The 26763-nt window shown below is 71.3% G+C and carries 22 protein-coding genes; 9 read left to right on the top strand and 13 right to left on the bottom strand.

The genetic code is table 11. The annotated features are described in order from the left end of the window. Positions 1-15: 15 nt before the first annotated feature. The 3 genes from ACZ5NH_RS32795 to ACZ5NH_RS32785 form a co-directional block, all read right to left on the bottom strand. The gene (locus tag ACZ5NH_RS32795) at positions 16-3735 is read right to left on the bottom strand and encodes an ABC transporter ATP-binding protein (protein ID WP_468780429.1); all 3720 of its coding nucleotides are present in this window, start codon (positions 3733-3735) and stop codon (positions 16-18) included. Between the two features lie 91 nt (positions 3736-3826). Beyond that, positions 3827-4855, bottom strand: a complete 1029-nt coding sequence (locus ACZ5NH_RS32790) for an esterase-like activity of phytase family protein (protein ID WP_468780427.1) — start codon at positions 4853-4855, stop codon at positions 3827-3829. Positions 4856-4919: 64 nt separating this feature from the next. Beyond that, positions 4920-5840, bottom strand: a complete 921-nt coding sequence (locus ACZ5NH_RS32785) for a serine hydrolase (protein ID WP_468780425.1) — start codon at positions 5838-5840, stop codon at positions 4920-4922. A 91-nt stretch (positions 5841-5931) separates the two neighbouring features. Here ACZ5NH_RS32785 and ACZ5NH_RS32780 point away from each other — a divergent pair, with 91 nt between their 5' ends. Both ACZ5NH_RS32780 and ACZ5NH_RS32775 read left to right on the top strand, forming a co-directional pair. Then, on the top strand, positions 5932-6300 hold the full coding sequence (locus tag ACZ5NH_RS32780; protein ID WP_468780423.1) for a hypothetical protein: 369 nt from the start codon (positions 5932-5934) through the stop codon (positions 6298-6300). Between the two features lie 72 nt (positions 6301-6372). Further along, positions 6373-8631 (top strand): glycosyltransferase family 39 protein, encoded by a 2259-nt coding sequence (locus ACZ5NH_RS32775; RefSeq protein ID WP_468780421.1) that lies wholly within the window; start codon positions 6373-6375, stop codon positions 8629-8631. Positions 8632-8952: 321 nt separating this feature from the next. On the opposite strand, the gene ACZ5NH_RS32770 is transcribed toward ACZ5NH_RS32775, so the two are convergent. From ACZ5NH_RS32770 to ACZ5NH_RS32760, 3 genes are read right to left on the bottom strand one after another with little or no spacing between them, the layout of a single operon-like run. After that, positions 8953-10641: a thiamine pyrophosphate-binding protein gene (locus ACZ5NH_RS32770; protein WP_468780419.1), complete on the bottom strand. Its 1689-nt coding sequence runs from the start codon at positions 10639-10641 to the stop codon at positions 8953-8955. A gap of 23 nt (positions 10642-10664) precedes the next feature. Then, positions 10665-11633 (bottom strand): agmatinase, encoded by a 969-nt coding sequence (gene speB, locus ACZ5NH_RS32765; RefSeq protein WP_468780417.1) that lies wholly within the window; start codon positions 11631-11633, stop codon positions 10665-10667. Between the two features lie 56 nt (positions 11634-11689). Then, positions 11690-13150: a sodium:solute symporter family protein gene (locus ACZ5NH_RS32760; protein WP_388627614.1), complete on the bottom strand. Its 1461-nt coding sequence runs from the start codon at positions 13148-13150 to the stop codon at positions 11690-11692. A gap of 172 nt (positions 13151-13322) precedes the next feature. On the opposite strand from ACZ5NH_RS32760, the gene ACZ5NH_RS32755 reads away from it, so the two are divergent. Both ACZ5NH_RS32755 and ACZ5NH_RS32750 read left to right on the top strand, forming a co-directional pair. Further along, positions 13323-14828: a PucR family transcriptional regulator ligand-binding domain-containing protein gene (locus tag ACZ5NH_RS32755; RefSeq protein ID WP_468780415.1), complete on the top strand. Its 1506-nt coding sequence runs from the start codon at positions 13323-13325 to the stop codon at positions 14826-14828. 167 nt (positions 14829-14995) lie between these two features. Further along, entirely contained in the window at positions 14996-15784 is a 789-nt protein-coding gene (locus ACZ5NH_RS32750; RefSeq protein ID WP_451003737.1) for a phosphatase, read from the top strand. 80 nt (positions 15785-15864) lie between these two features. Here the strand turns inward: ACZ5NH_RS32750 and ACZ5NH_RS32745 are convergent, their stop codons facing one another. The 6 genes from ACZ5NH_RS32745 to ACZ5NH_RS32720 all read right to left on the bottom strand — a co-directional run bounded on the left by ACZ5NH_RS32745 (position 15865) and on the right by ACZ5NH_RS32720 (position 19842). Continuing rightward, complete coding sequence (locus tag ACZ5NH_RS32745; protein ID WP_468780413.1) at positions 15865-16194, bottom strand: hypothetical protein; 330 nt, start codon at positions 16192-16194, stop codon at positions 15865-15867. 260 nt (positions 16195-16454) lie between these two features. After that, positions 16455-17333 (bottom strand): acyl-CoA thioesterase, encoded by an 879-nt coding sequence (locus ACZ5NH_RS32740; RefSeq protein ID WP_388627606.1) that lies wholly within the window; start codon positions 17331-17333, stop codon positions 16455-16457. A gap of 47 nt (positions 17334-17380) precedes the next feature. Further along, a complete protein-coding gene (locus ACZ5NH_RS32735; RefSeq protein WP_388627604.1) occupies positions 17381-18538 on the bottom strand; it encodes an acyl-CoA dehydrogenase family protein in 1158 nt (385 codons plus the stop codon). Between the two features lie 98 nt (positions 18539-18636). Beyond that, positions 18637-18972 (bottom strand): Uma2 family endonuclease, encoded by a 336-nt coding sequence (locus tag ACZ5NH_RS32730; RefSeq protein WP_468780410.1) that lies wholly within the window; start codon positions 18970-18972, stop codon positions 18637-18639. 16 nt (positions 18973-18988) lie between these two features. Continuing rightward, positions 18989-19207 (bottom strand): hypothetical protein, encoded by a 219-nt coding sequence (locus ACZ5NH_RS32725; protein WP_468780408.1) that lies wholly within the window; start codon positions 19205-19207, stop codon positions 18989-18991. Positions 19208-19242: 35 nt separating this feature from the next. After that, positions 19243-19842, bottom strand: a complete 600-nt coding sequence (locus ACZ5NH_RS32720; protein ID WP_388627601.1) for an SACE_7040 family transcriptional regulator — start codon at positions 19840-19842, stop codon at positions 19243-19245. Between the two features lie 107 nt (positions 19843-19949). On the opposite strand from ACZ5NH_RS32720, the gene ACZ5NH_RS32715 reads away from it, so the two are divergent. The 4 genes from ACZ5NH_RS32715 to ACZ5NH_RS32700 are packed head-to-tail and all read left to right on the top strand — an operon-like array spanning position 19950 to position 25602. Further along, entirely contained in the window at positions 19950-21566 is a 1617-nt protein-coding gene (locus ACZ5NH_RS32715) for a carboxyl transferase domain-containing protein (protein ID WP_468780406.1), read from the top strand. A gap of 11 nt (positions 21567-21577) precedes the next feature. Beyond that, positions 21578-23491 carry an acetyl/propionyl/methylcrotonyl-CoA carboxylase subunit alpha gene (locus ACZ5NH_RS32710; RefSeq protein ID WP_468780404.1) on the top strand — a complete coding sequence of 638 codons (1914 nt, stop codon included), beginning with the start codon at positions 21578-21580 and terminating at the stop codon, positions 23489-23491. Positions 23492-23512: 21 nt separating this feature from the next. Further along, a complete protein-coding gene (locus ACZ5NH_RS32705) occupies positions 23513-24436 on the top strand; it encodes a hydroxymethylglutaryl-CoA lyase (protein WP_468780569.1) in 924 nt (307 codons plus the stop codon). 5 nt (positions 24437-24441) lie between these two features. Continuing rightward, a complete protein-coding gene (locus ACZ5NH_RS32700; RefSeq protein ID WP_468780402.1) occupies positions 24442-25602 on the top strand; it encodes an acyl-CoA dehydrogenase family protein in 1161 nt (386 codons plus the stop codon). Positions 25603-25623: 21 nt separating this feature from the next. Here the strand turns inward: ACZ5NH_RS32700 and ACZ5NH_RS32695 are convergent, their stop codons facing one another. Then, a complete protein-coding gene (locus ACZ5NH_RS32695) occupies positions 25624-26079 on the bottom strand; it encodes a DUF2867 domain-containing protein (RefSeq protein ID WP_468780400.1) in 456 nt (151 codons plus the stop codon). Between the two features lie 24 nt (positions 26080-26103). Here ACZ5NH_RS32695 and ACZ5NH_RS32690 point away from each other — a divergent pair, with 24 nt between their 5' ends. Further along, complete coding sequence (locus ACZ5NH_RS32690; RefSeq protein WP_468780398.1) at positions 26104-26724, top strand: TetR/AcrR family transcriptional regulator; 621 nt, start codon at positions 26104-26106, stop codon at positions 26722-26724. Positions 26725-26763: the final 39 nt, after the last annotated feature.

The raw sequence follows: 26763 nt of genomic DNA, 5'->3' as shown, positions 1-26763 counted from the left end.
ATGGTTGCACGACCGTCAGCGGGACGCGGTGACCGGCTCCTCCGGTTCGGGGCGGCCGACGAAGGTGCGCCACAGTTCGGCGTACCGGCCGTCGCGGGCGAGGAGTTCGTCGTGGGTGCCGTCCTCCGCGACCCGGCCGTGGTCCATCACCACCACCCGGTCGGCGCGTGCCGCCGTGGTCAGCCGGTGGGCGACCACCAGTGTCGTGCGGCGGCCCGCCAGGCGGTCGGTGGCCTGGTTGACCTGGGCCTCGGTGGCCAGGTCCAGAGCGGCCGTGGCCTCGTCCAGCAACAGGATGTCCGGGTCGACCAGTTCGGCCCGGGCCAGTGCGATCAGCTGGCGCTGGCCCGCCGAGAGGTTGCGGCCGCGCTCGGCGACCTCGTGCAGATAGCCGCCCTCCAGCGTGGCGATCATCTCGTGCGCGCCGACCGCCCGCGCCGCCGCCTCGACCTCGGCGTCGGTGGCCTCCGGTCGGCCGTAGGCGATGGCGTCCCGGATCGTGCCGGGGAACAGGTACGCCTCCTGCGGGACGACCCCGAGCCGGTGCCGGTACGACGTCAGGTCCAGGGCGCGCAGATCCGTGCCGTCGACCGTGACCCGCCCCGCTGTGGGGTCGTAGAACCGCGCGGCCAGCTTGACGAGGGTCGACTTGCCGGCGCCCGTCTCGCCGACGAAGGCCACCGTCTGCCCGGCGGGAATCGTCAACTCGATGCCGGTGAGCGCCTCTTCGTCGTCACCGTACGCGAAGTGCACGTCCTCGAAGGCGATGTCGCCCCGCAGGGACCGCACTTCCCGGGGCTCGTCCGCCGACCTCGTGGACGTCGGCTCGCGCAGCAGCTCCTGGATGCGGCCCAGGGAGACGGTGGCCTGCTGGTAGCCGTCGAAGACCTGGGACAGCTGCTGGACCGGCGCGAAGAACAGGTCGATGTAGAGGAGATAGGCGACCAGGGCGCCGGTCGTCAGGGTCGCCGCCTCGATCCGGTGCGCGCCCGCGATCAGCACGCTTGCCGCCGCCACCGACGACAGCAGCTGCACGAACGGGAAGTAGACGGAGATCAGCCACTGGCCGCGGATGCGGGCGTGCCGGTAGCTGTCGCTGCGCTCGGCGAACCGCCGCCCGCCGTCCCGCTCGCGCCGGAAGGCCTGCACGATCCGCAGGCCGGCGACGGACTCCTGCAGGTCGGCGTTGACCACCGAGACGCGTTCCCGGGCGAGTTCGTACGCCTTCACGCTCGCTCGGCGGAAGAAGAAGGTCGCGACGATCAGCGGGGGCAGGGTGGCGAAGACGACGAGCGCGAGCCGGAGGTCGATCACCAGCAGGACGCCCATGATGCCGAAGAAGGTGACGACCGAGACGAACGCCGTCACCAGCCCCGTCTGGAGGAAGGTGGACAGGGCGTCGACGTCCGTCGTCATCCGGGTCATGATCCGGCCGGTCAGCTCGCGCTCGTAGTAGTCGAGCCCGAGCCGCTGGAGCTGGGCGAAGATCTTCAGCCGCAGCGTGTACAGCACCCGCTCGCCGGTACGGCCGGTCATCCGGGTCTCGCCGATCTGCGCCGCCCACTGGACGAGCACGGTGACCAGGCCCAGCAGGGAGGCCGCCCAGACCGCGCCGAGGGCCATCTTCGTCACGCCCGCGTCGATGCCGTGCCGGATCAGCACCGGCAGCAGCAGGCCCGCGCCCGCGTCCGTGGCGACCAGCAGCAGGCTGAGCAGCAGGGGCAGGCCGAAGCCGTGGAGCAGGCGGCGCAGGCCGTAGGAGTCCTCCGGGAGGACCGCCCGGGCCTCGTCGATGCCGGGGGTGTCGATGGCCGGGGGCAGCGCCTCCACCTGGGCGAGGAGTTCGGGGGTGGCGGGGGTGCCGGAGAGCGCCTGGTCCTTGGGCGTGCGGTCGCCGGTCCACAGCCGGGGGGTGACCCCCCGCTCGGCGTCGAACTCCGCGTCCAGCTCCTCGCGGACGGAGGTGTCCTCCTGGGGCAGGGCGGGCTCGGCGTGGCCCGGGGAGACCCCGCCCAGCTCGTCCGGGTCGGTGAGCAGCCGGCGGTAGAGGGCGGACCGCTCCTGGAGTTCCTCGTGCGTGCCGAGGTCGGCGAGCCGGCCGCAGTCCAGGACGGCGATGCGGTCGGCGAGGTTGAGGGTGGAGCGGCGGTGCGCGATGAGCAGGGTGGTACGGCCCTCCATGACGTGCTTGAGGGCTTCGTGGATCTCGTGTTCCACGCGGGCGTCGACGGCGGAGGTGGCGTCGTCGAGGACGAGCAGCCGCGGGTCGGTGAGCAGGGCGCGGGCGAGTGCGACGCGCTGGCGCTGGCCGCCGGAGAGAGTCAGGCCCTGCTCGCCGACCTTGGTGTCGTAGCCCTCGGGGAGCTCGGCGATGAAACGGTCCGCCTGGGCGGCGCGGGCGGCGGCCTCGATCTCCTCCTGGGTGGCGTCCGGGCGGCCGTACGCGATGTTGTTGCGCACGGTGTCCGAGAAGAGGAAGGAGTCCTCCGGGACGAGCCCGATCGCGGCCCGCAGGCTGTCCAGGGTGAGCTCACGGACATCGTGGCCGCCGATCAGGACCGCGCCGTGGGTGACGTCGTAGAAGCGCGGCAGGAGCAGGGAGAGGGTGGACTTGCCGGAGCCGGAGGAGCCGACGACGGCGAGGGTCTCGCCGGGCCGGATCTCGAAGCTCAGCCCGTCGAGGACCTTGGCCCCGCTGCCGTAGCCGAAGGACACGTCGTCGAACTCGACGGTCGCGGGCGCGTCGGCCGGGAGGGTCCTGGTGCCCTCCCGGAGCGTCGGCTCGGTGTCGATCAGCTCCAGCACGCGCTCGGTGCCGGCGCGGGCCTGCTGGCCGACGGTGAGGACCATCGCGAGCATCCGGACCGGGCCGACCAGCTGGGCGAGGTAGCTGGAGAAGGCGACGAAGGTGCCGAGCGTGATGTGCCCGCGCACGGCCAGCCAGCCGCCGAGGGCGAGCATGACGACCTGGCCGAGGGCGGGGACCGCTTGGAGAGCGGGGGTGTACTTGCTGTTCAGCCGGATCGTGCGCAGCCGCCCCGCGAACAGCCTGCGCCCGACCTCCCGGAGCTTGCCGGTCTCCTGCTCCTCCTGCCCGAAGCCCTTCACCACGCGTACGCCGCTGACGGCGCCGTCGACCACGCCCGCCACGGCGGCGGCCTGGGCCTGGGCGTACCAGGTGGCGGGGTGGAGCTTGCTGCGGCTGCGCTTGGCGATCCAGCCGAGCGCGGGCGCGACGGCGAGGGCGACCAGGGTCAGCGGCAGCGACAGCCAGGCCATGATCACCAGGGACATCAGGAAGAGCAGGACGTTCCCGATGGTCATCGGGAGCATGAAGAGCAGGCCCTGGATCAGCTGCAGGTCGCTGGTGGCCCGGCCGACGACCTGGCCCGTGGACAGCTCGTCCTGGCGGCGCCCGTCGAGGCGGGTGATCGTGCCGTACATCTCGGTCCGCAGGTCGTGCTGGACGTCGAGGGCGAGACGGCCGCCGTAGTAGCGGCGGATGTAGGTGAGGGCGTAGACGAGCAGGGCCGCGCCGATCAGGGCGCCGGCCCAGGGAGCCATGGAGCGGGTGTGGTTCCCGATCACGTCGTCGATGATCACCTTGGTGATCAGCGGCACGACGGCCATGACGGCCATGCCGGCGAGGGAGGAGCCGAGGGCGAGGATCACGTCCTTGGGGTATCGCCAGGCGTAGCTCGCGAGTCGTCTTGCCCATCCCCGTTGCGGTGACACGCGGGTGCCTTCCTGTCGACCTGCTCTACCGGAAGGCACCAACGCGCAGGTGTGCGGATTTCATCCCTCCGCAACAAAACGAAGGGGAAGCTCAGACCCGTACCCGGAGGTAATAGAAACGGGTCGTCTGGGCCGGGTTCTGGTTGTCGTCGCTCACCAGCAGTACCCGCAGGCGGCCGGCACGGTCACGGCCGGTGATCGTCATGCCCTCGATGTTGTCCAGCAGGGGATTGGGCTGGGGCTGCCTGGCCGTGGCGCCCAGCGACGGGCAGGTGGCGATGTCCGTCAGCAGGGTCTTCTTGATCAGGTGGACGGACGGCTGTCCGGTCAGGTTCTCGATGCCGCGGGTGTCGGTCGCGTGGCGGAGGTCGGCCAGGTAGAGGCGGACGGTGTTGCCGACCCCGGAGGTGAAGCCGCGTTCCAGGACGAGGAGGCCGCCGTCGGGCGTGGCCTGGACCTCGGGGACGCCGAGGCCGGCGTCGGTGCGGTAGGCGTACTGGGCGGAGAGGCGGAAGTGGCCGCCCTTTGTGCGCTGCCAGGTCTGGAAGCGGACGATCCCTGTGGAGTCGCCCGAGATCGCGTCCTCCATCGAGGCCAGCAGGGTGTGGCCGCCGGGCAGCAGGGTCAGGCCCTCGAAGGTCTGGTTGGCGGTGGCGCGGCCGGCCGGGGCGACCAGGAGGGAGGAGGGGACCGGGAGCCGGTCGAGGATGCGGCCGTCGCGGGAGTAGCGGCGGACGGACGGCTCGGTCTCGGAGGTGACGAGGCGGGTGCCGTCCCTGTCGATGACCAGGCCCTCGGAGTCGAGGTCGGCGCCCTTCTCGTCGGCGAGGTGGACGGCGGACCTGGGCTGGAGGGTCCGCGGGGCCAGGCTGAAGAGGGAGGAACGGTCCTCCAGGGCGGCCAGGGAGCCGTCCCGGTCCACCGCGAGCGCGGAGAAGTTGCCGACGAAGGTGCCGTCGTACGTCGTCTTGTCGAGCGCGTCGGAGAAGCGGTCGATGGAGACGGTGGGCGAACAGGCGTTGTCACTCGTCGTGTCGGCGCTTGCGGGCCCGGCGGCGGTCAGGGAGGTGGCCGCCGCCAGGCCGGCGGTCAGGGCGGCGAGTACGGTTCTCAGGCGCATGCCCGTCACCGTAGGCCGGGCGGGTGTCCTGCGCGAGACCGGCTCGTGAACCGGCTTTCGCGGGTCAGCCCTGCGGCGGCACCGGGACCAGGGCCTCGCTGGGCCGGCTGGTCGGGGCGTAGAGCGCGGTCGCGGAGGTGGTCGGCACGAGGTCCTTGTGGATGACCTTGGCGACGTTCTGGATGGTCGTGACGCCGTAGTCCATGGTGCTGTTGTCCTGCGTCAGCACCGAGATCATGTAGTCGTGGCCGGCGCCGTTGAAGGTGCCGAGGCTGTGCACCCGCCAGCCGTGCGTGGCGCGCTGCAGCCAGCCGTTCTTGACGTGCACGGAGACCGTGGACGGCGCGCCCGCCGGGGTGCCCCAGCGCTGCGCGGAGATGACCTCGCCCATCAGCTTCAGGATGTAGGCGCGGGAGTTGTCGCTCAGCACGCTGTTCTTCGCGGTGACGAGCTTGAGCAGCTTCTGCTCGTCGGTGACGTTCTCCTGGGTCAGTCCCCAGTAGCCGTTCGCTCCGGGCACGGTCTTCGTCATCCCGGCGGCGGCGAGGAAGCCCTTGATCTTGGTGAGGCCGAGCTGCTTCCACAGCGCGGTCGTCGCGTCGTTGTCCGACCGGGTGATCATGGCCCTGGTGAGCGTGACCTCACGGTCGGTCAGATGGCGGTTGTGCTTCTTGGCGTCCCACAGCAGCGTGGCGAGCACGGTGACCTTGACGGTGCTGGCCGAGTCGTAGGAGCTGGTGGCGCGCAGGGTGCAGGTGGTGCTGGTACTGCGGTCGTACAGGCCCAGCGCCACGGTGCTTCTGCGGTTGGTGAGGGCGGCCGTGATGTCCTTCTGCAGCTTGGCGGCAAGGCCCGCCTTGGCGGACGTACAGCTGACGGTGGGCGTGGCCGCGGCGGCGGGGGTGACGGCGGTGACGGCGGTGACCGCCGGTATGAGCAGGGCGGCGGCAAGCGTGCCGGCACGCCTTGATGTCCGGGGATTCATGCACCAGTTGACGCACCAGACTGGCCGAAAGTTGTACGCCTGTTCCGGCGGAGGGAGTTCGAGAGGCCCGGCACGTGGCAATGATTCGCTCATGCCGGAGAAGAAGGAAAGCGGATACGTACGGTCGGGGCGGCTGTTCGCGGCGCTGACGGTGCTGCGGTTCGCCGCCGGGGAGGACAACGAGCTGCTCACCCCGGACGGTTACGCCCGGAAACACCACCCACAAGGACGCATGGACGAGGTGAACGGGGACTTGTACAGGATCCTGACGAAGGCTCGCAAACGGGGCGGTGAGCACTGGAAAGTCGCAGCCGCAGCACTCCGGTCGATACCGGACTTCCTGGAAGAGGGAATCGTGCCGCCAGGCCCCATGGCCAACCGGGCACTGGTCGAGCACAAGGCGGGCTACGACGCTCAGATCGCCGTATTCCGCGACAGGTTCTCCCAGCTCCTTGCCTGACTCTCACCGACCCACAGCTTCCCCCCAGGTGCACCACAGCGCGCGCCCATCGCCGCTCTGCATGGTGCAGTGGTGACATCCGCCACCCATCCCCTCCCCCACACGACGACCGCTACCCCGCCTCCGGCGGCGCCGGACACCGTACCGCCGGAGCGCGCGCCCCGCTGGTCACCGCCCGCGCTGCTCGCGATCCTGCTGCTGGCCGCGGTGCTGTACACCTGGAATCTCTCCGGCTCCGGCCTCAACAGCTTCTACAGCGCGGCCATCTACAGCGGCACACAGAGCTGGAAGGCGTGGTTCTTCGGCTCGCTCGACGCCGGGAACTTCCTCACCGTCGACAAACCGCCGTTCGCCAACATGGTCATGAGCCTGTCGTGCCGGATCTTCGGCTTCGGCACCTGGCAGATGATGCTGCCGGAGGTCGCGGCCGGGCTCGCCACGATCTGGATCCTGCACTCGTCCGTGAAGCGGGCGTTCGGCCATGCGGCGGCCGCGGTGGCCGCCCTGGTCCTCGCGCTGACCCCGATCACGGTCGCCATCAACCGGGACAACAACCCCGACACGATCCTCGTCCTGCTGATGGTCGGCGGCGCGGCGCCGGCCCTGCGCGCGGTGACGAACGGCCGGCTGCTGCCGCTGCTCGGCTCAGCGGTGTGCTTCGGCCTCGCCTTCAACACGAAGATGCTGGCGGGGTACATCGCGGTGCCCGCCGTCTGCGCGGTCTACCTGCTCGCGGCACGCCCGAAGCTCGTGCAGCGGATGGTGAACCTGCTGATCGCGGGCCTGGTCCTGGCGGTCTCCAGCTTCTGGTGGGCGATCGCCGTGTCCCTGGTCCCCGCCTCCGAGCGGCCGTACATCGGCGGATCCACGGACGGCACCGCCTGGAACCTGATCACGGGCTACAACGGCCTCGGCCGGATCTTCGGCGGCGAGGGCAACGGCGGGGGCGGGGGCGGCGGAGGCGGCTTCTCCGGCTCGGCGGGTCTCGGCCGGATGTTCAACGACATCCTCGGCGGCCAGATCTCCTGGCTGCTCCCCTTCTCCGCCGTGGCGTTGGCCGCCGGCCTGATCCTGTGCGGCCGCGCCCCGCGCACCGACCTCACCCGGGCCGCGCTCATCCTCTGGGGCGGCTGGACGGTCCTGCACTACGTCACCTTCGCGACCGCCGAGGGCACGATGCACCCGTACTACACGACCGCCCTGGCTCCCGGCATCGCGGCGCTGTGCGGAGGCGGCGGCGTCATGCTGCTGCGCGCGTTCCGCACCGACAAGCGCTGGACGTGGGTGCTGCCGGCGGGCCTCGCCGTAACGGCCGCCTGGTCGATCGTGCTGCTGCGCCGGGCGTCCGGCTGGCACACCTGGCTGTGGCCGACCGTCGGTGTGGTCATGGCGGCGGCGATCGCCGGCCTGCTGGTCCTCCGCTCCGGGGGCCGGGTACGGCTGCTGGCGGCCTCTGTCGCGGCGGCGGTGGTCGCGGCGCTCGCGGGCCCGGCGGCGTACGCCTGGTCGGTGCCGTCCGGTTCGGTTGGCGGCATGGGCGGGACGAACCCGACGGCCGGCCCCTCGACGGGCGGCGGCTTCGGCGGCGGCCCTGGCGGGGGCGGCTTCCCCGGCGGTGAGCTGCCGCGCCAGAACGACGCCCAGGGCGGCGGGAACGCCGAGGCGGGCGGCGGCATGCCCGGCGGCGGAACCGCGCCCGGCGGATCGGCGAGCGGCGCGCCCGGTGGCGCCCCCGGCGGGGAGATGCCGGGCGGCGGACAGGCCGGTGGCTTCCCGGGCGGCGGCCAGAACGGTGAACTCCCCGGCGGCCAGGGCACATCGGGCGGTACGACGGCCCCGGGCGGCACCGGCGCCCCGAACGGCGGCTCGGGAAGCACGAGCGGCCGTATGGGAGCGGGCATGCGCGGCGGCATGATGGGCGGCGGCTCCGGAGGCGCGAACAGCGAACTGATCGCGTACCTGAAGAAGCACCGGGACGGCGCCACCTGGCTGCTCGCGGTCTCCAACTCGCAGAGCGCGGCCCAGATCGAGCTGAGCGCGAGGGTACCGGTCATCTCCATGTGGGGCTTCACCGGCACGGACAAGGCGATGACCGTCGCCAGGCTCGAAGAGCTGGTGAAGAAGGGCGAACTGCACTACATCCAGCTCGGCGGCGGCATGATGGGCGGCGGCCCCGGAGGCGCCACCAACAGCGTGTCGTCCCAGGTGACGGCCTGGGTGAAGAAGCACGGGACGAAGGTGAAGGAGAGCGCGTACAGCAAGACTTCGAGCTCTTCCTCCACCACCGACCAGTCCACGATCTACCGCCTGGACCCGTCGGACGCCAGCTGAGCCGCACGCCCACCCAGCGCGCCAAGGGCCTCGACGACCTTTGGCGCGCTGCGCCGTCGACGCCAACGGCGACGATTGGCAGATCCGTTCCACCCCAGCCGCTCGGTCACCTGCACTTTCACCTGACGCCCCTGGCACAAGCCTGCCAATCACGGCGTCCCGTACCTGCTCGGCAAGCGGGTGTCGCCAGAAGTACTCCTTCTCCGCCTGCCGCGCACGCCCGACGGGCCTGGGGTACTCGTCTGGGAGAACTCCGACCAGGCGGTGTCCCTTCGGGCAGGTCTTCGTCAGTGACGGACGAGCCCGGGCGGCGCCGCGCGCTCACTGGCCCAGGTGCGTCGGTGCGAACATTCGCAGCACCGCCGGGAGGACGACCACTGAGGGGCCCGGGGCCGCCAGCGCCTTCGCCAGGTCCTCTTCCAGGGTGTCCGGGGTCGTGCGGACCCCGGGCACGCCGAAGGACTCCGCCAGGGCCACGTAGTCCGGGCGGGTCAGTTCCGTCGCCGTCGCCTGGCCGAAGGTGTCCGTCATGTACTCGCGCAGGATGCCGTAGCCGCCGTCGTCGACGATCAGCCAGGTGACGGGGAGGTCGTACTGCCTGGCCGTCGCCAGCTCGGCGATGGAGTACAGGGCTCCGCCGTCGCCCGAGACGGCAAGGACCGGGCGCGTCGGGTCCGCCGCCGCCGCCCCCAGTGCCGCCGGGAAGCCGTAGCCGAGGCCGCCGGCGCCCTGCGCGGAGTGCATGAGGTTCGTGCCCCGGGGGTCGAAGGCCGACCACGCCCAGTACGCCAGGATCGTCATGTCCCAGAAGGACGGGGAGCCTGCGGGCAGGGCCCGGCGAACGGAGCCCAACACCTCCTGCTCCAGGGTGAGTTCCTGAGACGCGATGCGCTCACCGACTCGGCGCAGCAGCTCCCGCACCCGCACCGGCGCCGACTCGTCCGTCCGCTCCTGAACCGTCTCCAGCAGGGCCTGCAAGGCAAGTCGGGCGTCCGCGTGGATGCCGAGGGCCGGGTGGTTGGACTCCAGCTTGCCGAGGTCGGCCTCGATCTGGATCACTCGGCCGCGAGGCTTGAACGTGTGGTAGTTCGAGGAGAGTTCGCCCAGACCCGAGCCGACCACCAGCAGAACGTCCGCGTCCTCCAGGAAGTCCGTCGTGTGCCGGTCCTCCAGCCAGGACTGCATCGACAGCGGGTGCTCCCACGGGAACGCGCCCTTGCCGCCGAACGTCGTCACCACCGGCGCCTGAAGCTTCTCGGCCAGCCCCCTCAGCTTTCCCGACGCGTCCGACCGTACGACCCCACCGCCCGCGATGATCGCCGGGCGCTCGGCCCGCGACAGCAAGTCGGCCGCCACCGCCGTCAGTTCGGGGCGCGGGACCAGGTCCTGAGGCGTCGCGTCCGGGGCCGTCACCACCGGCAGGGCGGTCGGCGCGAGCAGCACGTCCTGCGGGATCTCCACCCACACCGGGCCGTGCGGTGCCGTCAGTGCCGACTTCCAGGCCGCCGCGATCGCGGACGGGACCTGGGACTGGGTGCGGACCGTGTGGACGGACTTGACCACACCGCGGAACGAGGCAGCCTGGTCGGGAAGTTCGTGGAGGTAGCCGTGGCGGCCGCCGCCCAGGCCGGCCGTCGGGATCTGGCTGCTGATCGCCAGCACGGGAGCCGAGGCGGCCGCCGCCTCCTGAAGCGCGGCCAGCGACGTCAGCGCGCCCGGCCCCGTCGACAGCAGCAGTGGTGCCGCCTCGCCCGTGATCCGGCCGTACGCGTCCGCCGCGAAGCCCGCGTTGTTCTCCACCCGCAGACCGACATAGGTCAGGGAAGAACGCCGTAGAGCGTCGAACATGCCCAGCGCGTGCTGGCCGGGCAGGCCGAAGACCGTCGTCGCGCCGAGCCCGGCCAGCGTCTCCACGACCAGGTCTCCGCCGTTGCGGCCGGGCGGGGGGTTCAGCGCGGCCGCCGTCTGCTGATCGGTCGGGCGGAGTACCAGGTCGTGGTCGTGAGTCACTGCTCTCGGTCCCCTAACGAGAATCAGGCGGTGCGGGCCGCCGCGATCTGGCGGCTCATGATGGTGGTCAGTTCGTAGGCCGTGTGCGAGGCCGCGACCGACGTGATCTCCGCGTGGTCGTACGCCGGCGCCACCTCGACCACGTCCGCCGAGACGAGGTTGCAGGACGCCAGGCCGCGCAGGATCTCCAGCAGCTCACGGGAGGTCATGCCGCCCGCCTCCGGCGTACCGGTGCCGGGCGCGTGGGCCGGGTCCAGGCAGTCGATGTCGATGGAGATGTACAGCGGGCGGTCGCCGATACGCTGGCGCAGCTGGTCGGCCACCTCGTCGGCGCCCCGGCGGTAGATGTCGGCGGACGTGACGATGCCGAAGCCCATCTTCTCGTCGTCGGTGAGGTCCTGCTTGCCGTACAGCGGGCCGCGGGTGCCGACGTGGGAGAGGGCGGAGGTGTCGAGGATGCCCTCCTCCACCGCGCGGCGGAACGGGGTGCCGTGGGTGTACTCGGCGCCGAAGTAGGTGTCCCAGGTGTCCAGGTGGGCGTCGAAGTGCAGCAGGGCGACCGGGCCGTGCTTCTTCGCCACGGACCTCAGCAGGGGCAGGGCGATGGTGTGGTCGCCGCCCAGGGTCATCAGGCGGGCGCCGGTGCCGAGCAGCTCGTCCGCCGCGGCCTCGATCGTCTCGACGGCCTCGTTGATGTTGAACGGGTTCACGGCGATGTCGCCGCCGTCGGCGACCTGGGCCAGGGCGAAGGGGGACGCGTCCTGCGCGGGGTTGTACGGGCGCAGCAGCCGGGACGCCTCGCGGATGGCGTTGCCGCCGAAGCGGGCGCCCGGCCGGTACGAGACGCCGGAGTCGAACGGCACGCCCACCACGGCGACGTCGGCGGTGCCGACCTCGTCCAGGCGGGGCAGCCGGGCGAAGGTGGCGGGGCCGGCGTACCGCGGGATGCGGGAGGAGTCGACGGGGCCGCGGGGCGTCTCGTTCCTGCTCATGGTCAAATGCCTTCTTTCTTGCGCTTCGTCGCGCATGTACTGCTTTCCCTATGACTCTACTGGTGAGCCGGGACCGGTTCGGACGCGAGTTCGGGGGTACGGCCGGCGAGGCGCTCGCGCCAGGTGGCGAGAACCGTCTCGTCGGTGGGCTTCGTCGCCAGGGAGACGAGGAGGTAGGCGGCGAGGGAGGCGAGCAGGCCGTAGTAGACGGGCTCGTTGGCCAGGATGCCGTAGCCCGCCATCAGGCCGATGACCGCGAGGCCGCCGACGATCACGGAAGCCAGCGCGCCCTGCACCGTGCCGCGCTTCCACAGCAGGCCGCCGAGGATCGGTACGAGCAGGCCGCCGACGAGGAGGTTGTAGGCGACGGTCAGCGCCTCGACCACGTTGTTCAGCGCGATCGCGGTGCCGATCACCGCCACACCCATGATCAGGATGAAGGCGCGGTTGCCCTTGACCTCGTCGTGTTCCTCGCCGTCCCGCCGTACGGCGCCCTTCAGCCGCGACCAGATGTCGTTGTTGGCGACCGTGGCGCAGGCGATCAGGGCGCCGGAGGAGGTGGACATGACGGCGGCGAGGGCGGCGGCCAGGACCAGGCCGCGCACGCCGACGGGGAGTTCGTCCTTGACGATGGTGGCGAAGGCGTCGTCGGGGCTGCCGAGCTTGGGGTAGAGCACCTTGGCGGCCGTGCCGATCACCGCGCCGGCGAGGGCGTAGGCCAGACAGTAGGTTCCGGCCACCGTGCCGCCCCACTTGGCGGTCCGGTCGCTGCGGGCAGTGAACACGCGCTGCCATATGTCCTGGCCGATCAGCATGCCGAACGTGTAGATCAGGACATAGGTGAAGATCGTCTGGCCGCCGATGCCCAGCGGGTCGAAGTACGAGGTCGGCAGCTTGGCCTTCATCTCGGAGAAGCCGCCCGCCTTGACGACCGCGATCGGCAGGAGCAGGAGCAGCACGCCGATGGTCTTCACCACGAACTGGACCATGTCGGTCAGCGTGATGGACCACATGCCGCCGAGGGTGGAGTAGGCGACGACGATCGAGCCGCCGAGGATGATCGCAACGGTCCGGTTCATGTCGAACAGGACGTCGAAGATCGTGGCGTAGGCGATGGTCGAGGTGACGGCCAGCATGAGGGTGTACGCCCACATGACCACGCCGGAGATGACGCCGGCCCGTCCGCCGTAGCGCAGGTCCAGCATCTCGGAGACGGTGTAGACCTTCAGGCGGGCGATGCGGGCGGAGAAGAACACGGACAGGGCGAGCAGGCCGAGGCCGATGGTGAAGACCATCCACGCGCCGGAGAGGCCGTACTGGTAGCCGAGGCCCACGCCACCGATGGTGGAGGCGCCGCCGAGGACGATCGCCGCCATGGTGCCGGAGTACATGGCAGGACCCAGGCGGCGGCCCGCCACCAGGAACTCGCTCTTCGATTTGGCGCGGCGCATGCCCCACCAGCCCATCGCCAGCATGCCGGCGAGATAGACGACGATCACTGTGTAGTCGACGGCCATGGGGCCCTCCTTCGCGCACATTCCGGTGGCGTGTCGTGCAGATGCGGTGGGGACGAGCCGGCAACAGATCGCGGGGACATCCGCCCGTACCCGCGGCTGCCGGTCTGCCTTGACACTAGGTGGCCGGAAAGCGACTGCGAAGTGTACGTTCCATCCATATGGACGCGGTCGGATGGAGGGAACGCACACCATGTCGGAAACGACTGCCCCGGTGACCCCGGCCGTCCCGCCGACCCCACCGGTACCGCTCTCCGCCCTGCTGGCCCGTGAGGATCTCGCCCTGCGCCAGATCGCGGGCCCGTCCGGTCCGTCGATCGTGATCCACTGGGCGCACACCTCGGAGATGGCCGACCCGTACCCGTATCTGCTGGGCGGCGAGCTGCTGCTCACGGCCGGGGTGCACATCCCGGAGGCGGCCGGTTCGGGCACCTACTTCGACGACTACGTCTCCCGGATCGTCGCGGCGGGCGGCGCGGCCCTCGGCTTCGGCCTGGCCCCGGTGCACGACACGGTCCCGCGCGCGCTGGTCGCGGCGTGCGACCACTACGGCCTGCCCCTCCTGGAGGTGCCGCCGCGGACCACCTTCTCCGGGGTGGCCCGCGCGGTGTGGCAGCTGATGGCCCAGGCCCGGCTGGCCGAACTCCGCCGGGTCACGGAGGCCCAGCAGAGCCTCGCCGCGGCGGCCTCCCGCCCCGATCCGGTCCCCTCGGTACTGCGCCAGCTGGCCCAGCGACTGACCGGGCACGCGCTGCTGTACGGCCCCGACGGCAACGAGATCGCGGCGGCGGGCCGGAGACCGGCGGAGGGGGTGCGGGGGGCGCTCGCGGAGCTGTCGGGCGTGGTGCGGCCCACCGGGCGTACGGCGCCCAGGGCCACCTCCGCCACCGACACCGTCGGCGACACCCACCTGGCCGTCTACGCCCTCGGTGCCGGGGAGGGGTTCGTGCTGGGGGTGGCCACCGCCCGGCGCGACCCCGGCGATCACACCATCGCCTCCGTCGCCGCCGTACTGCTGTCCCTGCTGACCGGTGAGCACCACAGCGGCGCCGGTGCCGGGCGTTCCTCCGCTCTCGTACGGCTGCTGCTCGGCTCCCCGCCCGAGGAGGTGGCCCCGCTGCTCGGCGCGGGAAAGTGGCTGGTCGTGCACGCCCGGCCGGAGACCCAGGTGCCCGATGCCGTCGCCGCGTCCGCGCTCGGGGCCGCACTGGGGTCGCCGCTGGTCGATCTCGGGCGGGATGTCGTACGGGTGCTGGTGCCGGGCGGGCGGGTGCCGGAGCCGCAGCAGGGGTGGACGATCGGGGTGAGCGCGGCCGTGGACCCGCGGGAGTGGGCGGCGGCCGACGCTCAGGCGGGGCGTGCGCTCGCGCGGGCCCGGGCCACCCGCGCTCCGCTGGTCCGGCACGGCGCCCGGCCGGGCCTTGAGGATCTGGTGCCGCGGGCGGACGCCGAGGCGCACGCCCGGGCGCTGCTCGCCCCGCTCGCCGGCCGGCCCGAGCTCGCCGAGACCCTGCGCAACTGGCTGGCACTGCACGGCAGTTGGGACCGCACGGCGGTGGCGCTGGAGGTGCACCGCAACACCGTGCGGCAGCGCATCGCCCGCTGCGCCGCCCTGCTGGACACCGACCTGGACGACCCGGACGTCCGCATGGAGTTGTGGTTCGCGCTGCGGCGCGGCTGACAATTCCCTTTGCTCGAAAGCCCGGGGTGCCGGGCGGCGGCACGCATGTCTGCTCCCTGAGCTCAAGTGAACGAAAGTACGAGCCAGTCGGCCCCGAGATCGGATAGGGGACGATCACGACGGGTGCGGGGCGGCGACGGGGAGGAGCGCTGCCGCACAATGGAGGCATGCCGATACCCGGGACACCCAGCCGCGCCCAGCTCGTCGACCACCTGGTGAGGACCCGTATCGCGGGGGACGTCGCCACACCCCGCGAGAACAACCTCTCCCACTACCGTCAGCTCGCCAACGGTGTCCGTAACTTCTGGCTCGGCCTGGAGCTGGGCGACCGCTGGACGGACGAGCAGGACGTGCTCGCGGTGATGGCCGAGCGGGTCGGCGTCAACGACGATCCCGAGTACCGGTACGGGCAGGACACGATCGACCCCGAGCTGACCGTGGACGCGCTGGAGCGGATGGCGGCGCGGCTGCGCAAGGCGGCCGAGGGGCGCCAGCGGGTGCTGTTCGCCACCGGGCATCCGGGCGGGCTGCTGGACGTGCACCGGGCCACGGCCGCCGCGCTGCGCGCCGCCGGCTGCGAGATCGTGGTCATCCCGGACGGGCTGCAGACGGACGAGGGGTACGTCATGCAGTTCGCGGACGTGGCGGTGCTGGAGCACGGGGCGACGCTGTGGCACACCCACTCCGGGGAGCCGATGCGGGCCATTCTGACCGGACTTGAGCGCGAGGGACGCCCGCTGCCGGACCTGGTCGTCGCCGACCACGGGTGGGCCGGGTACGCGGGGCAGCACGGCCTGGACTCGATGGGATACGCGGACTGCAACGACCCGGCGCTGTTCCTCGCCGAGTCCGAGGGCACCCTCCAGGTCGTCGTACCGCTGGACGACCATGTCGTCAGCCCCCGTTACTACGACCCACTGACGGCGTACCTGCTGGCGGAGGCGGGACTTTCCTGACCTCCCGCGCTCCCGGCACGGCACTGTGCGGCCCCGCGAGCGGAGCCGCACAGTGTGGCGCGATGGGCGCCGCGGGTCAGTTACCGCCCGCCGCCGCCCCACCCCCAGCCGCCCCCACCCCAGTTGCCGCCACCCCAGTTGCCCCAGCCCCAGTTGCCGCCACCCCAGTTACCCCAGCCCCAGTTACCCCGGCCCCAACCGCCGCCCCAGCCCCAGCCGCCACGGCCGTGGCGGTGGTGGCGGTGGTGCCAACCGCCGCAACCGCAGTCGACGACCCGGCTGTGGACAGTGAGGCTGTGCTGTGCGGGGGCCGCCGAGGCGGTGCCCGCCGTGCCGATCGCGGCTCCGCCCGCCAGCAGGAAGCCTGCAGTGGACATGACGACATACCGCTTCACGCGCTGTGCTCGCATGGGAAGTTACCCTTCTGTCTCCATCATCTCCCGTGCCTCCGTGGGGAAGACGCGGTGTGGATGGCCGGCGCCGTGCTCACTGATCGGTGAAGGCACGGCGCGCTCTTCAGGTGTCACCGCAGCGGATTCACTGTGTGGCCGTCGCCGCCGACGTCTGCCCTTCCGGGAATCCGGAAGCCGTCGGCCGGTTACGCCATGTGCTGCGGCTGTCACTCATAGAGATTAGTACCGCACCCGTCACTCGGCACCTCGAGGCAACTTCAGTCACGCGGGACGCGGACCACACCCTCCTGGATGACGGTGATGGCGAGCTGTCCGTCCTGTGTGTAGATACGCGCCTGGCCGAGGCCGCGGCCGCCGTGCGCGGAGGGCGACTCCTGGTCGTAGAGCAGCCAGTCGTCGGCGCGGAAGGGGCGGTGGAACCACATGGCGTGGTCCAGGGAGGCGCCCACGACGTCCCCGACCGCCCAGCCGCCCCTGCCGTGCGCGAGCAGCACGGAGTCGAGGAGGGTCATGTCGGAGACGTAGGTGGCGAGGACGACGTGCAGCAACGGTTCGTCAAAAGCAGAGTCCAGCTTGCCGTTGGTACGGAACCACACCTGCGAGTGGGGCTCGCGCGGCGCGCCGAACTGCCCGTACGGCGGCTCCTCCACGTACCTGAGGTCGATCGCCTCGCGGGCTTCGATGAACTTCTCGACGACCTCGGGGGCGAGGTGGCCGTAGCCGCGCAGCCGCTCCTGCGAGGTGGGCAGGGTCGCCGGGTCGGGCGAGGCGGGCATGGGCGCCTGGTGCTCCAGACCCTCCTCCTGCACCTGGAAGGACGCGGACAGGTGGAAGATCGGCTTCCCGTGCTGGACGGCGACCACGCGACGGGTGGTGAAGGACCGGCCGTCGCGGATGCGGTCCACGGTGTAGACGATCGGCGCGCCGGGGTCGCCCGGGCGCAGGAAGTAGGCGTGGAGCGAGTGGGCGGGGCGGTCCGCGGGGACCGTACGCCCCGCGGCGACCAGCGCCTGCGCCGCGACCTGCCCGCCGAAGACGCGGGGTACGACGGCGGAGCGGGACTGGCCGCGGAATATGTTCTCCTCGATCTGCTCAAGGTCGAGCAGATCGAGGAGATCCTGGAGTGCCTGGCTCATGGCATCTAGTTGTACAGGCCAGTGATTGCGGCGACGACAGGTCCGCCTTACAGGCCCATGTCCTTCGCGATGATCGTCTTCATGATCTCGCTGGTGCCGCCGTAGATGCGGTTGACACGGTTGTCCGCGTACAGGCGGGCGATCGGGTACTCGTTCATGTAGCCGTAGCCGCCGTGCAGTTGGAGGCAGCGGTCGATCACGCGGTGGGCGACCTCGGTACAGAACAGCTTGGCGGAGGCGGCCTCGGCGGGGGTCAGCTCGCCGGCGTCCAGGGCCTCCGTCGCGCGGTCGGCGACGGCCTCGGCGGCGTCGACCTCGGCCTGGCAGGCGGCCAGCTCGAACTTGGTGTTCTGGAAGTGGGCGACCGGCTTGCCGAAGACGGTGCGCTCCTGGACGTACTGCTTGGCGAACCGGACGGCGGCCTTGGCCTGCGCGTAGGCGCCGAAGGCGATGCCCCAGCGCTCGGAGGCGAGGTTGTGGCCGAGGTAGTAGAAGCCCTTGTTCTCCTCGCCGAGGAGGTCCTCGACCGGCACCTTGACATCGACGAAGGCCAACTCGGCGGTGTCGGAGGTCTTCAGGCCCAGCTTGTCGAGCTTGCGGCCGACGGAGTAGCCCTCGGACTTGGTGTCCACGGCGAACAGGGAGATGCCGTGGCGGCGGTCCTCGGCGGTGGGCGCGGAGGTGCGGGCGCACACGATCACGCGGTCGGCGTGGACGCCGCCGGTGATGAAGGTCTTCGCGCCATTGAGGATGTAGTGCGTGCCGTCCTCGGAGAGCTTGGCGGTGGACTTCATGCCCGCGAGGTCGGAGCCGGTGCCCGGCTCCGTCATCGCGATGGCCCACATCTCCTCGCCGGTGACGAACTTCGGCAGGTAGCGCTTCTTCTGCTCGTCGGTGGCGAGCATCTTGATGTACGGCAGGGCGAGCAGCACGTGCACACCGGAACCGCCGAACTGGACGCCCGCGCGCGCGGTCTCCTCGTACAGGACGGCCTCGAACTTGTGGCTGTCCAGACCCGCGCCGCCGAACTCCTCGGGCACGTTGATGCCGAAGATGCCCAGCTCACCGAGCTTGTAGTAGAAGTCCCGCGGCGCCTGGCCGGCGGCGAACCACTCGTCGTAGACCGGCACGACCTCGGCCTCGATGAAGGCGCGCAGGGTCTCCCGGAACGCCTCGTGATCCTCGTTGAACACCGTACGGCGCACGCCGCCCACCTCCAGGTACCTGTCTAAGCGCTTGCTCAGACTCGAAGATACCGGCGAGTACGACGACGCGTCCAGGGTGACCTTGGCCACGGCCCCGGTCAGTCGCCCTTCCCGTACCGGCGGAACTCGGAGGTCTTCACCCTCCAGGGGCCGAACGCAACCGAGTCCCCGAAGATGTACGGCTCCGTGTGGGCGTAACGGCCCTTGACCGGGTCGGAGTGGACCTCGACGGTGCCGGTGCACGGGTCGACGATCATGTAGTGGGCGATCCCCATGGCCGGGTAGTCATCGAGCTTCTCACCGAAGCCGGGATGCGGGTTCGGCGAGAGAACCTCGACCACCGCGAGCACCTGCGCCGCGTCGACGGCGAACCCCTCCTCGTCCAGGAGGGCCTCGGGGATCACGACGACGTCCGGCCGACGCATACGGCCCATCGCCGGATACTCGATCTCAGGGCCGTTCACGCAGACGCAGCCCCGGATGAGTGGCCCGGACCTGCTGGTCGAGCTGGTCGCGAACGCGGCGCAGCAGACCGTGTCGGCGCAGCGACGGCCATCTCATGGCCGGCAGCGGACCGGACGGTCCGATCTCGACACTCCAGGATCCTTCGAGTCGCTCGGACCAGGCATCCAGCTCCTCGGCGATCGCGCGCACCTTCGCGTACTCCACGCCCGGAGGGTAGTGAGCAGCCGCAGGCTGCCGCGTCACCCCTCCCCCGCCGCCGCGAACGCCCCCCGCGCCATCCGGTGCAGCAGGGCCGCCGTGGCCCCCCGGCCAGGGAGCGTGCCCGCGCGGCCCAGGTGCGGGGTGGAGTTCAGCAGGCCGAAGACCGAGTGAACGGCCGAGCGGGCCGACGGCTCGGACAGCCCCGGGTAGACCTCGCGGACCACCTCCACCCACAGCTCGACGTACTGCCGCTGGAGCTGGCGCACCAGCTTGCGGTCGCTGTCGCGGAGGCGGTCCAGCTCGCGGTCGTGCAGGGTGATGAGGGGACGGTCGTCCAGGGCGAAGTCGATGTGGCCCTCGATGAGGGAGTCCAGGACCGCCGTGGGCCGGCTGTCCCCGTCGGCCTCAGCCAGGCGGCGCTTGGCGCCCGTCAGCAGCTGGCCGCTGATGCCGACCAGCAGCTCGGCGAGCATCGCGTCCTTGCCCGGGAAGTGCCGGTACAGGCCGGGGCCGCTGATGCCCACCGCGGCGCCTATCTCGTCGACGCCGACGCCGTGGAAACCGCGCTCGGCGAAGAGCCGGGCGGCCTCCTTGAGGATCTGCTGGCGGCGGGTCGGGGCGTCGGTTCTGGTGACCATGCAGGCAATTCTAGACAGCGAGGTTAGCGGTCGTTAACCTGAAGGAAATGGTTAACGCTCATTAACAGCGGATCACGGGTTCGATCACCGGGTGAGGGGACCGCAGGATGCACGAGGCACCGGAGCTGACGACCGCGGCAGATCCCGCGTCGGAGGCCTGGCGGGCCAATGAACAGGCTCATCTCGCACTCGTCGAGGAGCTGCGCGGCAAGCTGGCCGCGGCGGCCCTCGGCGGCGGCGAGAAGGCACGCGCCCGGCACACCGCGCGGGGCAAGCTGCTGCCGAGGGACAGGGTGGACACGCTGCTCGATGCGGGGTCGCCGTTCCTGGAGCTGGCGCCCCTCGCGGCCGACGGGATGTACGACGGGCAGGCCCCGGCCGCCGGGGTGATCGCCGGGATCGGGCGGGTCAGCGGGCGCGAGTGTGTGATCGTCGCCAATGACGCCACGGTGAAGGGTGGGACGTACTACCCGATGACCGTGAAGAAGCACCTGCGCGCCCAGGAGATCGCCCTCGACAACCGCCTGCCCTGCGTCTACCTCGTGGACTCGGGCGGTGCCTTCCTGCCGATGCAGGACGAGGTGTTCCCGGACCGGGACCACTTCGGGCGGATCTTCTACAACCAGGCCCGGATGTCCGGCGCCGGGATCCCGCAGATCGCGGCCGTGCTCGGCTCCTGCACGGCCGGTGGCGCCTACGTCCCGGCCATGAGCGACGAGGCCGTGATCGTCCGCAATCAGGGGACGATCTTCCTCGGCGGGCCGCCCCTGGTGAAGGCCGCCACCGGCGAGGTCGTCACGGCGGAGGAGCTGGGCGGCGGCGAGGTGCACTCCCGGATCTCCGGGGTCACCGACCACCTCGCCGAGGACGACGCGCACGCCCTCAGGATCGTGCGGAACATCGTCGCCACGCTCCCGGCCCGGCAGACCCTGCCCTGGGAGGTCCGGCCGGCGGCAGAGCCCAAGGTGGACCCGTACGGGCTGTACGGCGCCGTCCCGGTCGACTCCCGTACCCCCTACGACGTACGCGAGATCATCGCCCGTATCACCGACGGCTCCCGTTTCGCCGAGTTCAAGAGCGAGTTCGGGCAGACCCTCGTCACCGGTTTCGCGCAGATCCACGGCCACCCGGTCGGGATCGTCGCCAACAACGGCATCCTCTTCTCCGAGTCCGCCCAGAAGGGCGCGCACTTCATCGAGCTGTGCGACCAGCGCGGGATCCCGCTGGTGTTCCTGCAGAACATCTCCGGGTTCATGGTCGGCAGGGACTACGAGGCGGGCGGAATCGCCAAGCACGGCGCCAAGATGGTGACGGCGGTGGCGTGCACGCGCGTGCCGAAGCTGACGGTGGTGGTCGGCGGGTCGTACGGCGCGGGCAACTACTCGATGTGCGGCCGGGCCTACTCCCCCCGCTTCCTGTGGATGTGGCCCAACGCCAAGATCTCCGTGATGGGCGGCGAGCAGGCCGCCAGCGTCCTCGCCACGGTCAAGCGCGACCAGCTGGAGGCCCGGGGAGAGGCCTGGGCCGCCGAGGACGAGGAGGCCTTCAAGGCGCCGATCCGCGCGCAGTACGAGCGCCAGGGCAACGCCTACTACGCCACCGCCCGCCTCTGGGACGACGGCGTGATCGACCCGCTGGAGACCCGTCAGGTGCTGGGACTCGCCCTGACGGCCTGCGCCAACGCGCCTCTGGGAGACCCCCAGTTCGGCGTCTTCCGGATGTGAGGAGGGGAACCGTGTTCGACACAGTGCTGGTCGCCAACCGGGGCGAGATCGCCGTACGCGTCATCCGTACGCTCCGCTCGCTGGGCGTGCGCTCGGTGGCGGTCTTCTCCGACGCCGACGCCGACGCGCGGCATGTCCGGGAGGCCGACACGGCGGTACGGATCGGGCCCGCGCCGGCGGCCGAGAGTTATCTGTCCGTCGACCGCCTGCTGGACGCCGCCGCCCGCACCGGCGCGCAGGCCGTCCACCCCGGGTACGGCTTCCTCGCCGAGAACGCGGGCTTCGCGCGTGCCTGCGAGGAGGCGGGGCTGGTCTTCATCGGTCCGCCGGCGGACGCGATCGCGCTCATGGGCGACAAGATCCGCGCCAAGGAGACGGTGCAGGCGGCCGGGGTGCCGGTGGTGCCGGGTGGCCGTGACCCCGAACTGGCCGAGGCGGCCCACGCGCTGGGCGCGCCCGTGCTGCTCAAGCCCTCCGCCGGCGGTGGCGGCAAGGGCATGCGGCTGGTGCGGGACATGACCGTGCTGGAGGAGGAGATCGCCGCCGCCCGCCGCGAGGCCCGCGCCTCCTTCGGCGACGACACCCTGCTGGTGGAGCGGTGGGTCGACCGGCCCCGGCACATCGAGATCCAGGTGCTGGCCGACGGGCACGGGAACGTCGTCCACCTCGGCGAGCGCGAGTGCTCGCTGCAACGGCGCCACCAGAAGATCATCGAGGAGGCGCCCTCGGTCCTGCTGGACGAGCGGACGCGTGCGTCGATGGGCGAGGCGGCCGTACAGGCGGCCCGCAGCTGCGGGTACCGGGGCGCGGGCACGGTGGAGTTCATCGTGCCGGGCGGGGACCCGTCCTCGTACTACTTCATGGAGATGAACACCCGCCTCCAGGTGGAGCACCCGGTCACCGAGCTGATCACCGGCCTGGACCTGGTGGAGTGGCAGCTGCGGGTCGCGGCCGGGGAGAAGCTGGGCTTCACACAGGACGAGGTGACGCTGACCGGGCACGCGGTCGAGGCCCGGATCTGCGCGGAAGACCCCGCGCGCGGCTTCCTGCCCTCCGGCGGCACCGTCCTGCTGCTGAACGAGCCGCAGGGCGACGGCGTCCGCACCGACTCCGGGCTCAGCGAGGGCACCGAGGTGGGCAGCCTGTACGACCCGATGCTGTCCAAGGTGATCGCCCACGGCCCCGACCGGGAGACCGCGCTGCGGAAGCTGCGGGCGGCCCTGGCGGAGACGGTCACGCTGGGCGTGCAGACCAACGCGGGCTTCCTGCGGCGGCTGCTGGCCCATCCGGCGGTCGTGACGGGGGACCTGGACACCGGGCTGGTGGAGCGCGTGGTGGACGAGCTGGTCACCACGGACGTGCCGGAGGAGGTGTACGAGGCGGCCGCGGCCGTACGCGCGAAGGCGCTGGAGCCCCGCACGGACGGCTGGGTCGACCCCTTCTCGGTGCCGAGCGGCTGGCGGCTCGGCGGCACCCCGAAACCGCCCGCCTTCCACCTCCGGGTGCACGACCCGGTGACGTACACCCCGCGCGGCACCTCGGCCGTCGCCGGCGCCACGGTCTCCGTCACCCTCGACGGCGTCCGGCACACCTTCCACCGGGCCGGTGAGTGGGTCGGCCGCGACGGCGACGCCTGGCAGGTGCGGGACCACGACCCGGTGGCCGCGTCCCTCAGCCGGTCCGCGCACGCGGGTGCCGACTCCCTCACCGCGCCCATGCCGGGCACGGTGACCGTGGTCAAGGTGGCCGTCGGTGACGAGGTGGCCGCCGGGCAGAGCCTGCTGGTGGTGGAGGCGATGAAGATGGAGCACGTCATCTCCGCACCGCACGCCGGCACGGTCGCCGAGCTGGACGTGACCCCGGGCACGACGGTCGCGATGGACCAGGTGCTGGCTGTGATCGCACCGCACGAGGAGGTGGCTTGATTGACGGCCGAGCAACTGCCCATGGTCGTACCGGCCTCGGACCTGCCCGCGCGGGTGCGGATCCACGAGGTCGGCGCGCGTGACGGGCTGCAGAACGAGAAGCGGACCGTGCCGACCGAGATCAAGGCGGATTTCATCCGCCGGCTCGCCGACGCGGGCCTGACGACGATCGAGGCGACGAGCTTCGTGCACCCCAAGTGGGTGCCCCAACTGGCCGATGCCGAGCAGCTGTTCCCGCTGCTCGGCGGGCTCGAAGGGGTCGAGCTGCCGGTGCTGGTGCCCAACCAGCGCGGCCTGGACCGGGCGCTGGCGCTCGGCGCCGACCGGATCGCCGTGTTCGCCAGCGCCACCGAGTCCTTCGCGAAGGCCAACCTCAACCGCACGCTGGACGAGTCGCTGGCCGTGTTCGAGCCGGTGGTGCGGCAGGCCAAGGACCGGGGCGTGCATGTGCGCGGCTATGTGTCCATGTGCTTCGGCGACCCGTGGGAGGGCGCCGTCCCGCTGCACCAGGTGGCCCGCGTCTGCACGGCCCTGCGGGACATGGGCTGCGACGAGCTGAGCCTGGGCGACACGATCGGCGTCGCCACCCCCGGCCATGTGCTCGAACTGCTCTCCCTGCTCAACGAGAAGGGCGTGCCGACGAACATGATCGGCGTGCACTTCCACGACACCTACGGCCAGGCGCTCGCCAACACCCTGGCGGCCCTCCAGCACGGCGTCACCACCGTGGACGCCTCGGCCGGCGGGCTCGGCGGCTGCCCGTACGCGAAGTCCGCCACCGGCAACCTGGCCACCGAGGACCTCGTCTGGATGCTGCACGGACTCGGCATCGAGACCGGGGTCGACCTCGGCCGTCTGACCGCCACGAGCGTGTGGATGGCCGCCCATCTGGACCGGCCCAGCCCGTCCCGTACCGTCCGCGCTCTCTCCCACAAGGACCAGTGATCAGCATGGACCACCGTCTCAGCCCCGAGCTGGAGGAACTCCGCCGTACGGTGGAGGAGTTCGCGCACGACGTCGTGGCGCCGAAGATCGGCGACTTCTACGAGCGGCACGAGTTCCCGTACGAGATCGTCCGCGAGATGGGCCGCATGGGCCTGTTCGGGCTGCCGTTCCCGGAGGAGTACGGCGGCATGGGCGGCGACTATCTGGCGCTCGGCATCGCCCTGGAGGAACTGGCCCGGGTCGACTCGTCCGTGGCGATCACCCTGGAGGCCGGGGTCTCGCTCGGCGCCATGCCCCTCCACCTGTTCGGCACGGAGGAGCAGAAGCGCGAGTGGCTGCCCCGCCTGTGCTCGGGCGAGATCCTGGGCGCCTTCGGCCTGACCGAGCCGGACGGCGGCAGCGACGCCGGGGCGACCCGCACCACGGCCCGCCTGGACCCGGACACGAACGAATGGGTGATCAACGGCACCAAGTGCTTCATCACCAACTCGGGCACGGACATCACGGGCCTGGTGACGGTGACCGCCGTGACCGGCCGCAAGCCGGACGGCAAGCCGCAGATCTCGGCGATCATCGTCCCGTCCGGCACCCCGGGCTTCACGGTGGCGGCGCCCTACTCGAAGGTCGGCTGGAACGCCTCCGACACCCGCGAGCTGTCGTTCGCCGATGTCCGGGTCCCCGCCGCCAACCTGCTCGGCGAGGAGGGCCGCGGCTACGCCCAGTTCCTGCGCATCCTGGACGAGGGCCGGATCGCCATCGCCGCGCTCGCGACCGGCCTGGCCCAGGGCTGTGTGGACGAGTCGGTGAAGTACGCCAAGGAGCGCCAGGCCTTCGGCCGGCCGATCGGCGCCAACCAGGCCATCCAGTTCAAGATCGCCGACATGGAGATGAAGGCCCACACGGCCCGCCTGGCCTGGCGTGACGCGGCCTCCCGGCTGGTCGCGGGCGAGCCCTTCAAGAAGGAGGCGGCCCTGGCCAAGCTGTACTCCTCCACCGTCGCCGTCGACAACGCCCGGGACGCCACCCAGATCCACGGCGGCTACGGCTTCATGAACGAGTACCCGGTGGCCCGCATGTGGCGCGACTCCAAGATCCTGGAGATCGGCGAGGGCACCAGCGAGGTCCAGCGGATGCTGATCGCAAGGGAGTTGGGGCTGTCGAGCTGAGATGGCTCCGCTCTCGCCGCATCAGACGAGGGCGCGGCGCAGTGCGGCGCGGACGATGCGGCGGTGGAACGGGCGCACCGGCCGAAAGTAGAGCCGGCCCAAGGCGTTGTGAAAGTGGACCACGGTGGCCAGGGTGAGAGTGGCGCCATCGGTGTGGACCGAACCGCGGAAGTCGAGGTGGCGGTCGTCCACACCGATGATCACCTCGCGCTCGGTCGCCAGCAGACACGGGAATGGCATCGATGCGCGGTGGTCGCCGCGGCGCAGACCGAACGGGCGGACGAGCGCGTCGCGCAGCCTCATCAGCCGCCGGACCCATGGGGGCAGGTCACTGAAGAGCCGCCGAGCCCACTCCTCCGGATTGGTGCTGCTGCCCGGTGGGAGGCCGACGGCAAAGGCGTCCTGGTAGTCCACACGCGGCAGTTGCGCGGCGAGGGCCGAGTCGGCGGGGAGCGGCACTTCCAGGGTGGCGTCCATGCTCCATACGCTAGCGTATGGAGCATGGCCCGCACCGAGAAAGCCCGATTCACCGCCGAGGACTGGCTCCTGGCCGCGCTCGCCGTGATGACCCGCGGCGGCGTACGAGCGGTCAGGGTCGAGTCGCTCGCCGCCGAACTCGGCGCCACCAAGGGCAGCTTCTACTGGTACTTCGCCAACCGCGACGCCGTGGTCACCGCGGCCCTGGAGCACTGGCTGCGCGAAACCACGGAGGGTGTCGCCCGGTCGCTGGCCGGCCTTCCCTCTCCCGAGGACCGGCTCCGGGCCCTGCTCGGCACCGTCTTCGCCGCACGGGACACAGCCCCGGCCACGGTTGAGCCGCTCGGCGAACGGCGCGCCGGGCAACCGTGGCACGGGCTGGAGGTGGCTCTGCAGGCGGATGTGGACTGTGCCGAGGTACGCGCCGTGCTGGCCGAGGCCGGCCGGAGGCGGCTGTCGATCCTGCACGGCCTGTTCGTGGAGTGCGGGCTCAGTGAACCCGAGGCCGTACGAACCTCGCTCTCCGGCTATGCGGCCTACCTAGGGTTCCTCCAACTACTGCGAACCGACCCGGATTTGGTCCCGTCGGGAGCGAAGCGCGAGGCCTACGTGGAGTCGCTGACGGCCCTGCTGCTGGGCCGGTGAACGGCCGACGGCCCCGTCACGGACAGCAGCGGGCGGTCA

Source organism: Streptomyces sp. NPDC031426, assembly GCF_055581585.1.
Note: the sequence above shows the minus strand (reverse complement) of the source record. Positions and strands in the feature narration are given on the sequence as shown.

Coding starts and splice junctions, on each gene's coding strand:
- ACZ5NH_RS32785 (WP_468780425.1), bottom strand. CDS start 5,840: ATGAATCCCCGGACATCAAGGCGTGCCGGCACGCTTGCCGCCGCCCTG.
- ACZ5NH_RS32740 (WP_388627606.1), bottom strand. CDS start 17,333: ATGAGCCAGGCACTCCAGGATCTCCTCGATCTGCTCGACCTTGAGCAG.
- ACZ5NH_RS32790 (WP_468780427.1), bottom strand. CDS start 4,855: ATGCGCCTGAGAACCGTACTCGCCGCCCTGACCGCCGGCCTGGCGGCG.
- ACZ5NH_RS32700 (WP_468780402.1), top strand. CDS start 24,442: ATGGACCACCGTCTCAGCCCCGAGCTGGAGGAACTCCGCCGTACGGTG.
- ACZ5NH_RS32715 (WP_468780406.1), top strand. CDS start 19,950: ATGCACGAGGCACCGGAGCTGACGACCGCGGCAGATCCCGCGTCGGAG.
- ACZ5NH_RS32720 (WP_388627601.1), bottom strand. CDS start 19,842: ATGGTCACCAGAACCGACGCCCCGACCCGCCGCCAGCAGATCCTCAAG.
- ACZ5NH_RS32695 (WP_468780400.1), bottom strand. CDS start 26,079: ATGGACGCCACCCTGGAAGTGCCGCTCCCCGCCGACTCGGCCCTCGCC.
- ACZ5NH_RS32690 (WP_468780398.1), top strand. CDS start 26,104: ATGGCCCGCACCGAGAAAGCCCGATTCACCGCCGAGGACTGGCTCCTG.
- ACZ5NH_RS32730 (WP_468780410.1), bottom strand. CDS start 18,972: ATGGGCCGTATGCGTCGGCCGGACGTCGTCGTGATCCCCGAGGCCCTC.
- ACZ5NH_RS32755 (WP_468780415.1), top strand. CDS start 13,323: ATGGAGGGAACGCACACCATGTCGGAAACGACTGCCCCGGTGACCCCG.
- ACZ5NH_RS32705 (WP_468780569.1), top strand. CDS start 23,513: ATGGTCGTACCGGCCTCGGACCTGCCCGCGCGGGTGCGGATCCACGAG.
- ACZ5NH_RS32745 (WP_468780413.1), bottom strand. CDS start 16,194: ATGCGAGCACAGCGCGTGAAGCGGTATGTCGTCATGTCCACTGCAGGC.
- ACZ5NH_RS32760 (WP_388627614.1), bottom strand. CDS start 13,150: ATGGCCGTCGACTACACAGTGATCGTCGTCTATCTCGCCGGCATGCTG.
- speB (WP_468780417.1), bottom strand. CDS start 11,633: ATGAGCAGGAACGAGACGCCCCGCGGCCCCGTCGACTCCTCCCGCATC.
- ACZ5NH_RS32780 (WP_468780423.1), top strand. CDS start 5,932: ATGCCGGAGAAGAAGGAAAGCGGATACGTACGGTCGGGGCGGCTGTTC.
- ACZ5NH_RS32750 (WP_451003737.1), top strand. CDS start 14,996: ATGCCGATACCCGGGACACCCAGCCGCGCCCAGCTCGTCGACCACCTG.